The organism is Fischerella major NIES-592 (assembly GCF_001904645.1).
GTDB lineage: Bacteria > Cyanobacteriota > Cyanobacteriia > Cyanobacteriales > Nostocaceae > Fischerella > Fischerella thermalis.
Map to the genome: position 1 here is coordinate 42,959 of NZ_MRCA01000022.1, position 10,756 is coordinate 53,714.

General features: G+C 41.7%; 8 protein-coding genes. 5 read left to right on the plus strand and 3 right to left on the minus strand.

What is annotated here, in order from left to right; genetic code table 11:
• Positions 1 to 174: 174 nt before the first annotated feature.
• Positions 175 to 1,389: an HhoA/HhoB/HtrA family serine endopeptidase gene (locus NIES592_RS22800; protein WP_009453684.1), complete on the plus strand. Its 1,215-nt coding sequence runs from the start codon at positions 175 to 177 to the stop codon at positions 1,387 to 1,389.
• A gap of 68 nt (positions 1,390 to 1,457) precedes the next feature.
• On the opposite strand, the gene NIES592_RS22805 is transcribed toward NIES592_RS22800, so the two are convergent.
• A complete protein-coding gene (locus NIES592_RS22805) occupies positions 1,458 to 1,838 on the minus strand; it encodes a hypothetical protein (protein ID WP_009453683.1) in 381 nt (126 codons plus the stop codon).
• A gap of 197 nt (positions 1,839 to 2,035) precedes the next feature.
• Between NIES592_RS22805 and hslO the strand changes: the two genes are divergently transcribed.
• The 3 genes from hslO to NIES592_RS22820 all read left to right on the plus strand — a co-directional run bounded on the left by hslO (position 2,036) and on the right by NIES592_RS22820 (position 6,194).
• Positions 2,036 to 2,941 carry an Hsp33 family molecular chaperone HslO gene (gene hslO / locus NIES592_RS22810; RefSeq protein ID WP_073556990.1) on the plus strand — a complete coding sequence of 302 codons (906 nt, stop codon included), beginning with the start codon at positions 2,036 to 2,038 and terminating at the stop codon, positions 2,939 to 2,941.
• Positions 2,942 to 3,095: 154 nt separating this feature from the next.
• Positions 3,096 to 5,117, plus strand: coding sequence for a chromosome segregation ATPase (locus tag NIES592_RS22815; protein ID WP_073556991.1), 2,022 nt, complete (start codon positions 3,096 to 3,098; stop codon positions 5,115 to 5,117).
• A 411-nt stretch (positions 5,118 to 5,528) separates the two neighbouring features.
• Positions 5,529 to 6,194 (plus strand): LabA-like NYN domain-containing protein, encoded by a 666-nt coding sequence (locus NIES592_RS22820; RefSeq protein WP_073556992.1) that lies wholly within the window; start codon positions 5,529 to 5,531, stop codon positions 6,192 to 6,194.
• Positions 6,195 to 6,257: 63 nt separating this feature from the next.
• Here NIES592_RS22820 and NIES592_RS22825 read toward each other — a convergent pair whose 3' ends face one another.
• Entirely contained in the window at positions 6,258 to 7,235 is a 978-nt protein-coding gene (locus NIES592_RS22825) for an aldo/keto reductase (protein ID WP_073556996.1), read from the minus strand.
• A gap of 621 nt (positions 7,236 to 7,856) precedes the next feature.
• On the opposite strand from NIES592_RS22825, the gene NIES592_RS22835 reads away from it, so the two are divergent.
• On the plus strand, positions 7,857 to 8,984 hold the full coding sequence (locus tag NIES592_RS22835; RefSeq protein WP_073556993.1) for a glycoside hydrolase family 10 protein: 1,128 nt from the start codon (positions 7,857 to 7,859) through the stop codon (positions 8,982 to 8,984).
• A 454-nt stretch (positions 8,985 to 9,438) separates the two neighbouring features.
• On the opposite strand, the gene NIES592_RS22840 is transcribed toward NIES592_RS22835, so the two are convergent.
• Positions 9,439 to 10,455, minus strand: a complete 1,017-nt coding sequence (locus NIES592_RS22840) for a phosphatase PAP2 family protein (protein ID WP_073556994.1) — start codon at positions 10,453 to 10,455, stop codon at positions 9,439 to 9,441.
• Positions 10,456 to 10,756 lie beyond the last annotated feature (301 nt).

Consider the following 10,756-nt stretch of genomic DNA (forward strand, 5'->3'; position numbering starts at 1 on the left):
TCAAGACTAAAGCAAGCATGAAACTCTGACATGAGAACTAGCGTCAACACTTAGAAATTAACATCAAATCTGCAACAATAATATTTAGGTATGTAAGTAGCCATTATAAACTACTTACACCAAAGAAAATGAACAAATACATAACTAACTAGACTGAAAAATAAGGTTGTGGTTATGCGATTTTCCCAACTACCCAGGTATATCAAACAACTCTTTACTCATGCATTAGCGATGATTTTAGGAGTTGTACTCACTGTTGGCACTATCCGAGTGTCACCCTCCCAAGCTGACCCAGCACCGAAGCCAGTTACAAATGACACACCACAACTTATTGCTCAACGGCAATCACCAACGACAGCAGCGATTGGAAATAGCAGCTTTGTGACTGCGGCGGTAAATCGTGTGGGTCCAGCTGTAGTTCGGATTGATACTGAACGTACAGTTACTCGTCGTCTACCTGATTTTTATGACGACCCGTTTTTCCGCAGGTTCTTTGGGGACAGTTTTCCCCAACAGTTACCCCCAGAACAATTGCGGGGTCTGGGTTCTGGTTTCATTATTGACAAAAGTGGCTTAGTTATGACTAATGCCCATGTGGTCGATAATGCTGATAGAGTTACAGTCAGCCTTAAAGATGGGCGTAAATTTGATGGCAAAGTCCGAGGTGTTGATGAAGTCACCGATTTGGCAATAGTTAAAATTGACGCTGGCGGTGATTTGCCTGTCGCACCTTTGGGTTCTTCTTCTAATGTCCAGGTAGGAGACTGGGCGATCGCAGTCGGTAATCCTTTAGGATTTGACAATACCGTCACCTTAGGAATTGTCAGCACCCTGAGACGTTCTAGCGCCCAAGTTGGTATCCCTGACAAACGCTTAGACTTTATTCAAACAGATGCTGCAATCAACCCCGGTAACTCTGGTGGACCACTGTTAAATGACCGAGGTGAAGTCATTGGTATTAATACAGCTATTCGTGCTGATGCTATGGGAATTGGCTTTGCTATTCCCATCGATAAAGCTAAACAAATTACAGCCCAATTGCAACGCGGTGGTAAAGTAGCTCATCCTTATTTGGGTGTGCAAATGATCACTCTCACACCCCAGCTAGCAAAAGAAAACAATAACGACCCCAATTCTCAGTTCATCATTCCAGAAGTGAATGGCGTTTTGGTAGTACGGGTTTTACCTAATTCTCCAGCAGCTACAGCAGGTATCCGACGTGGCGATGTTATTACCCAAGTTGATGGACAAGCAATTACTAGTGCTGAACAGTTGCAAAATCTTGTGGAAGACACTCGCGTAGGACAGGTGTTACAGGTGAAAGTGCAACGTGGAAATCAAACGCAGCAATTATCAATACGCACAGCTGAATTGAAGAGTACTTCGTAATTGGTTAGTGATTGGTTGTTAGTTGTTGATTGTTGATTGTTCCAAACAACCAACAACCAACAACTAATTTATTTTTGTGCTAAAAACTGACGCAAACTTAGTAAATTTAAACTTTGTCCTAAAGCCAGTGGCAAAAGTGAAATTCCTTCTAGGCGAGACTGTACCCAACCTTCTCCCCAGTACCATTCATGGAAACCATCAATTCCTTGACTGAGAATTAAACGCAGACAATTAGGACGTGCTACATCTACTTGATGATGAATCGTGATCGGTCCGAATCGAGTTGTAAATTGAAATCCTGGATGCAACTGTTCTGGCATTCCGGGGGGAAGACTACCAGAAAGTAGCCATTTTTCCAATTGCGTAGGACGCAGCAGACTGTCTCCAATGGCAGTTGCTGATGCTTCCATTTCTATCCGGAGTTGACTTTTTTGAAAATTACCTAGCATTGTTGACGCGATCGCTCTTATCGCTTTTTCTTTATAGTATGACAAAGACTGGGATGAGCTATACTTCTGCTCTACGGAAAGCCGCTTGTGGTTGGTACGGGTATTGTCATTCTAATTGCAATATATTTGGTCACTTTTAATCAAACTGTGAACTTAAAATAGAGAAAGTAAGTTTGTAAAGAAATGTAAGGATTTTCATGGCGGATCAATTAATTCGCGCTACAGCAGCCGATGGTGGAATTCGTGCGGTGGGTGCAATTACAACTCGTCTCACAGAAGAAGCACGGCAGCGCCATCAAATGTCTTATGTCGCAACAGCTGCCTTGGGACGGACTATGACCGCTGGCTTGTTGATGGCATCCAATATGAAGCGGACTGGCTCTAGAGTCAACATCCGGGTAAAAGGTGATGGCCCTTTGGGTGGTATATTAATAGATGCTGGTCTCGATGGTACAGTACGTGGCTATGTGGGCAATCCGGCAGTAGAACTACCGCCCAATGCTAAAGGCAAGCTAGATGTCGGTGGTGCAGTTGGTGATGGATTTCTCTATGTAGTGCGTGATATTGGTTATGGCTACCCATATTCCAGTACAGTTGAAATTATTTCTGGTGAAATAGGAGATGATGTGGCCCATTACCTGGTAACATCTGAACAAACTCCTTCAGCGTTAGTACTAGGCGTATTTGTGGAACCAGGTGGGGTAACTGCTGCTGGCGGTCTTTTGGTGCAAGTGTTGCCCAAAGCAGCCAGAGATGAAGCTTTAATAGAAACTTTAGAATCACGAGTTGCTGCTTTAAGCGGTTTTACACCTCTGCTCCAAGCTGGTAAATCTCTGACAGAAATTTTTCAAGATTTACTGGGAGATATGGGAGTAAATATATTTCCCGAAACTCAGATGCTACGCTTCCACTGTGGTTGCTCTTTTGATCGGGTTTTAGGAGCGCTGAAAATGTTGGGAGAAGCAGAACTGCAAGACATGATCATCAAAGACAATGGCGCAGAAGCGACTTGTGACTTTTGTGGCACAGTTTACCAGGCAAGTAGCGATCACTTAGCTCAGCTAATTGTTGATTTGCAAGCAGAATCATCCGCTACTAGATAGTAGTATAAAAAGACACTTTGTATTTGGGATGGTAATGATATCTATGGAGGTATGATGGTGCAAGAGGTGGATTTTTCTCGATGAGAAAGTTACCATGACAACAACATAGTTGCGATTCAACGTAGATCGCTATTAAACTACTTTGGTGTGAGAGATGACAGAGCGGGATACTTCAGAAAGTTGGTCATTAGGCAGAGCTAGAGAGCCAGATATGATGACAAGATTATCCCGAGCCGGTCACGCTAATGAGACTAAAATGTCTGGTATACCACCTGCCGGCTCTAACTCCAAGTCTGTGATGCAGTCAAAACCAAACACTTCTGAACAACTACCCCCCAGTGGTCATGGTTCTGGAAAAATGCCACGCTGGTTCAAAAGCTGGGTTTTGTGGGCGCTTTTGTTCACACTAGTCCCTGGCAGCATCGCATTTATGGCAATGGGAATGCTACTCAAGTTGCCATCTGCCCCCAACTGTCCATCTATTTTCTGGCCTCTGGCTAGTGCGTCGGTACGCTTACATTGTGCCCAACTTGCGGCTTCTAAGCAAACAGTCAAAGACCTGCTGCAAGCAATTGATCTGGTGAAGCTATTACCAGAAAGGCATCCCTTACGAGGGGAAATAGACCGCTACCTGGAACAATGGTCACGAGACATTTTAAAGTTAGCAGATGAAAGTTTTCAACAAGGCAAATTAGAAGAAGCGATCGCCACTGCCAACCAAATCCCAGAAGACCTGCCTGCTCATCAACTGGTAAAAGAGCAAATTAGCAAATGGGAAAAAATTTGGTTAGAGGCAGAAGGTATTTACCAAGAAGCAGAAAACGAAATGCGTGAACAACACTGGCACGACGCATTTATGGCTGCTGCTAAATTATTACGAGTCAATAACAAGTATTGGGCGAGTATCAAATATGACCAATTAAATAGACTGATTACTAGTGCCAGAGAAGATGGCGATAAGCTGGCGAAAGCTGAAAATCTAGCTGAAAGCGGAAATGTAGATAACTTACTCAAAGCGATTAAAATTGCAGAGTCGATTCAAAAGGACAGTTACGTTTACCCGAAAGCTCAAGAAGCAATTCCCAAATTTGCACGCGCAATGTTAGATTTGGCACAGAAAAACCTAGACCGTCGTGATGCCGACCAAGCTATATCTATTGCCCAGCAAATTCCTTTCAGTACAGGACTACAGTCAGAAACAGAGGACTTTATTGCGATCGCAGAAGCCCAAAGAAATGCTTGGATTGGCACTGTAGCAGGTTTAGAGACAGCAATTGCCCAAGCTCAACAAATTGATCCATCCAGAGCAGTCTACGACAAAGCCCAACAGTTGATCGCTCGTTGGCAACTAGAAATTGAAGATGTCTCAAAGCTAGAAAAAGCGCGGACACTGGCAAGCCAAGGAACAATCAACGATTTAACAGCAGCGATCGCCGAAGCACAACAAATCCCCAATAGCAACCCACGTGCAGAAGAAGCTAGGGAAGAAATAAATGGTTGGGTTGCTCAAGTCCAAACAATCGAAGATAAACCTTATTTAGAACGTGCTGAAGAGATAGCCTTGTTAGAAGATATCAACTCTTTGCAAGCGGCAATTACTGAAGCAAGGCAGATTCGGCGAGGACGGGCATTATATAGAGAAGCACAAAGAAAAATAGCCCTTTGGACAGCCAAGATACAACGGATAGAAGACCAACCATTATTGGATCAAGCACGATATTTAGCTAATAGCGGTAACCTTCCCGCCGCTATTAACGTTGCCCAACAAATACCCTCAGGCAGGGCCTTATCTGGTGAAGCACAAGCCGCCATAGATGACTGGCGCGCCCAAATTCGCGCTCGACAAAACTGGAGCAAAGCAAAAGAAGTGGCATTGGCAGGTACTCCTCAAGCTCTCGTAGAAGCAATTAGACTCGCAAGTCGAGTGCCTCGCAGTAGTATTTTAAGCAGTGATGCAAGCATTGCCATCGATCAATGGAGCCAGCAATTATTGGATATAGCACGCTCCCAAGGCGAGTCTGATATTCCCAGAGCGATCGAAACAGCTAGGCTAATTCCACGTTATGCCGCTGCTTACAACGCTGCTCAAGAACAAATTCGTGTTTGGCGTAATTTTCTAAATCCTGAACCAGAGCAACAATTTGACCCATTATTGCCAGGGGGGATTCAACAATAGCAGTAATATTAAGTTTGTTAGGGTGCATGGACAAAGGCAATGGGATAAAAATGATTTCCCTTACACTCATACACCCTTTTTTTTTAAGGCGAACAGAAATCTAACATAATTCTGTTGAATTTATACACATATGTTAGAAAGATGATTTAATGACTAGTTAGACAAATGGAAAATTTTTCTATCGGCTTTAATTTCGATACTGAATCATTTCTTGAATGATGAGCTATCATTTTTCACTATGAAGCAATAATATGACCAAATATTTGGTCATGGCTTAACCACTTGTAAAAATCATGTCGCGAGAAATTAAACTGTTTACAGAATTCTTAATATTACTTGAACAATGATAAATTTAGCTAATGAACAACTGTAATTTCAATAATTTTTTTGAATTTTTATATTGAGGCAATAATGTCTAACACAGCCAATTTTAATAAAAAAAACACTCAAAATCAAGCATCGCGACACCAATCCCTATATCAAGAACAAAATATCATTGAAGGAGATACTCAAGACGTAAACATTGATGAAATACCAGAATTTTCCGAAGAAAGTACTATTTGTAACATCTCAAATCGCGGTCGTGTAGTAATTTTGATTGATGGTTCTAACCTATTCTATGCAGCTTTACAATTAGGGATTGAAATAGATTACTCCAAGCTATTGTCTTATTTAGTAAAAGACGGCAGACTGTTGCGTGCTTTCTTTTATAGTGGAGTTGACCGCACCAACGATAAACAACAGGGTTTTTTGTTATGGATGCGTCGTAATGGCTACCGCGTAGTCACTAAAGACGTGGTTCAGTTTCCTGATGGCTCTAAAAAAGCCAATTTAGAAGTAGAAATTGCAGTAGATATGATGACTTTGGCTTCCCACTGTGACACAGTGGTTTTAGTCAGTGGGGATGGAGACTTAGCTTACGCTGTAAATGCAGTTTCCTACAAAGGAGTGAGGGTAGAAATTGTCAGTCTGCACTCAATGACTAGCGAGAGTCTAATTAACTATGCTGACTGTTTCATTGATCTCGATAGCATTAAAAAAGAAATTGAAAAAGTTGCTAATACTAGCTATATCTAGTTAGTGGTTAGTGGTTAGTTGTTGGTTGTCTCACCATCACCCCATCACCCTTGTCCCCGATCCCTATTTTGTCTGAAAAATATTTTGTACCATTTTTTTATCTGTACCTGCCGCTGCTTTGTCCAGTTCTACAATCTCACTAGAGTTTAGTTGCCAATCTAAAGCACCAATATTATTTTGTGCCTGTTCTACACTTTTGGCTCCAGGGATAGGAATAGTTCCCTTGCAGATGCACCAGTTGAGAGCTACTTGGGACATGCTTTTATTTCTGGACTGAGCAATCTCTCGCAAACACGCTAAAAGCGATCGCACCCCTGGTAATAACTGCCTAAATAATAGTCCCCGAATACCTTTAGGAAACGGGCCTTGCTCAGAATATTTTCCTGTTAATATTCCCAATGCCAAAGGACTATAGGCAATTAATTTAATCCCCAGTTCGTCACAAACCTCTTTAATCCCCAATTGCGTAACAGGATAGGTGGATAGTAATGAGTATTGTACTTGCAGAGTCGCAATTGGTATTCCTCGTTCTGCAAACTTTTTATGCACTTGTTTAAGCCGTTTAGAGCCGTAATTAGATAAGCCTACTCCTTTCACCAAACCTTGTTCGTAGAGATCCCCTAAACCATCCAACAGCGCCCTCTCTTGCCAAGGAGCATAATTAGCTGTAGACCAATGCATTTGTACCAAATCCACATTTCTTCCCAAACGCTCAGCAGAAGCTTTACAAGCCCGTACCATCGACTGGCGTGTCAATCTCCAAGGATAAGCAGCAAGTTTAGTGGCAATGCAAATATTTTCTTTACCTATACCTTGATATTCTCTGGTAAATCTTCCTAAAAGTAACTCACTGCGACCATTCAATTTTCCCGTTCCGTAAGAGTCACCCGTATCAAATAAAGTCACACCACGACTTACGCAAAGGTCAAAGACTGCTTGCAATTGGTTATCTATGCTTTCATCGTATCCCCACAGCAGCCGATTGCCCCATGCCCAAGTTCCACAACCCATTGTTGGCAGAAAAAGTTTTTGACTATGCATATTACACTTATCAGTCATCAATTATCAGTTATCAGTTAGCCAAGTCACAGCCTTAAAATCCCTCCATCATCAGCCTGTTTACTTAATTGCCAATTGGTTTTTGGTAAATTTCCAAAGTCTGATTTTGATTAACTTAGACACCCCAAAGGATAGCTTTCCGGAGGGTACACCAATGCACACTGAGTAATTTATCTGTGTTCATCTGTGTTCATCTGTGTTCGATTATAAAAACATGACTGTTGCCATAGTTTTAATTCACGGCGTGATTAAATAAAAAGCTTTGCCAAAATTCATTATCAAACAATTCAACACATTCAATAAACTTATTCTTGGAATAAGTATTTACCCTTTGTGCAAAAGTAATAGTGGGCACTACCAAGCTATTATCTGCGTCAATCATTTCACTGTGCTAAATCTGCTTCAGTTTTTGGGCAGGCAGTAAATCAATTCGCACGGAATGAACAACTACTGATCAACCAGTTCATAGACACGATGGCTAATACATTTCATAAACAAAGCAGACGATCGCACATGTGGGTAGATAAAAAATCATACAAACCTCAAAGTTCGTGCCCTCTTAGCAGGCGATGGCTCAAGTATCTTCTCCCACTACTTTTTGTAATGTCATTCTTGACGACATTTTTGATTAATAACCTTTACTCTGCAACAGCACAGGTTTCTCGTCAGGAAATTCGTGGTGTGTGGATGACCAGCAATGACTTTAACACCCTCAGGGATCGTACCAAAGTCCAAAATGCCGTTAGGCAATTACGGGAATTGAACTTTAACACAATCTATCCCGTAGTGTGGAACTCTGGTTATGTCATGTATCCCAGTGCTGTAGCCAAACGCGAAGGCATCCAACCCTTTGTATTGCGAGGCTCAGACGGGCATGATATCTTAGCAGACTTAATTAACCAAGCCCATCGTCAGGGACTACTTGTGATTCCCTGGTTTGAGTTTGGTTTTATGGCTCCCCAGATGTCGGAATTGGCATTGAACCATCCAGATTGGTTTACCCAAAAACGGGATGGTAGCCAAACTTCCATCACTGCTGCGGGTGAGGTGATGTGGCTCAATCCCTTTCATCCAAAAGTACAAGAGTTCATCACTAATCTCATCGTCGAAATCGTCACCCAATACGATGTCGATGGTATTCAGTTTGATGATCACATGAGTTTACCCCGAGAATTTGGCTACGACAAATACACAACTGCCTTATATACCCAGGAAACTCAAAACAATCCACCTAATAATCCTGAAGATCCAGCATGGATGCGCTGGCGGGCAGATAAGATTACGGCGTTTATGGTACAACTCAATCAAGCTGTAAAAGCCAGAAAACCCAATGCCATTTTCTCCGTTTCCCCTAATTACCACGACTTTGCTTATAAATTCCAGTTGCAAGATTGGCTGGCTTGGCTCGATAAAAACATCATAGATGAGCTAATCATGCAAGTTTATCGTTCCGATTTGCAAAGTTTCGTCGCTAAAATTTCCCGACCTGAAATTCAGATATCACAACAAAAAATACCAACAGCCATCGGTATCATGACAGGATTGCGAAATAACCCTGTGCCAATACAACAAATCAAGTCACAGGTGCGCGCTGCTCAAGAACGTGGTTTAGGTGTGGCTTTCTTCTATTACGAAAGCTTATGGGAATATGCTCCAGAACCACCCGACAAGCGCCAGGCTGCATTTAAGACTCTGTTTGCAAATCCTGCACTCCGTGCCAGAGTTGAATAATTTCTTTGTGTCTTAGTGTCTTTGTGTTTCAAAAATCTTTTTTTGAACCACAAAGGCACAAAGGCACTAAGACAGTTAATGGTAGGAAAATCCCACGAACCTTGCAATGAAAATAACAATCTTCCTACACCCCTACACTTATTTTCGAGACAGACTTCCACGGGCGTTAACGTAGCTCCTCCGTCAGGAGGCTCACCCACAACCAGAGTATGAAAATTAACGAACACCGATTAACACTGATTAACACCGATGGATTATGGGTTTACTGTTTAGGTTAATCCCTAATTGCTATTTTCGAGACAGACTTCCACAGGTAATAATGAAACGTAGACGCGTAGCGGCTTCCGTAAGGAAGGTACACCCTGCAAGGCGATGGACACCGATGGATTATGGGTTTGCTGTTAAGTTGATCGCTGATCGCTATTTTTAAGACAAAGTGAAGATTGGTTTGCGGTTAAAGCGTTTTTGTTGGCAGATCACTATAGCCAACAAGCGAGAACTTTTCCCCTATCTCCATTGTTTGAATACATGCAGTCAACCACACTAAACCTACGGCATAGCCAGCTATTACATCAGTAGGCCAGTGTACACCTAGATACAGCCGAGTTAAACCGATCGCCAAGATTAAAGCGGTGGTTCCAGCAAAAATTAGTTGCCGATGTTGGGGGAATTTCTTGGTTAATGTGTATCCAATGAAACCATAAATTACCGTTGATGCCATAGCATGACCGCTAGGAAAGCTATAATGACGAACTTTGACAAGATGATCCCACAGTACTGGACGTGCCCGACGAAATAGTTCTTTAAGGAATATATTCAAGCCGATCGCACCAACTGCGGCTAGACCTAGGTTATTTGCTTCCCAAGGACGCTGATTGTATGCTGATCTGGTTGCTAATCCCAGACAAATCAAAAACAGAACTAGTGGTTCTCCTAAAAAAGTGATCCCAAGCATGATCTGGTCTAAGAGTGGTGTGTGCAACTTTTGAATTGTTAGTAAAGTTTCTTCGTCTAATCCAGATTTACGCAACAATGTGGCGCATAAAATAAAGGTGGAAATAGATCCAGATAATAGAATAAGTTTACTATTTGCTTTGTTTAGTTGTTTTTGCACAGCCTGGGCTGGAATTGGTGAATTCTTAACTTTTGTTGGTGCTGTGTTGGTTTTAGTTGTTTGTAGAGGTAATTTGTTAATTAGTTTTGTGTAATCTACGACTATTTCTTGCAGAAGCCAAGCGATCGCATTTGGGTTGGTTTTTGGATGGAAAAAAATCAGGACGTTTCCTGTGAGAGGATTAGCACGAACTTGTGTGATTATTTTCTCTTTTGACAATCTAGATTCAAGGTATGTTTTGAGACTTTCTGAATAATACAGTCCGTTGACTTTATATCTAGCTCTGCCTTTGACAGCAGTATGTAGCGCCTGTATCAAAGGATTTCCGTTGGGGAAATGATTGAGAGAATTGCCCATTTTACGAATTGGAGATTGGGGATCGGGGAATGGGGGAATATAAAGGAATATAAAGAGAAAAATACCTCTTTGTCTGTTTTGTCTTCTTTCCCTTCCAGACTAATATCTAATATTTTAAGTACCTAAACGAAATAAACACATTTTTTGCCTATTGCAAGAATGCCTATTTCCTCTTTTGACTAAGTTTTGAGATACTTCACATTCAATTGACATTAGGTAACGATACACGATAAACCAAGGCTTATGGTTGTGTAAGTTTTTTTCAATGCAAAGTTTTTTAAACTTTCGGTTTGATCAGCAT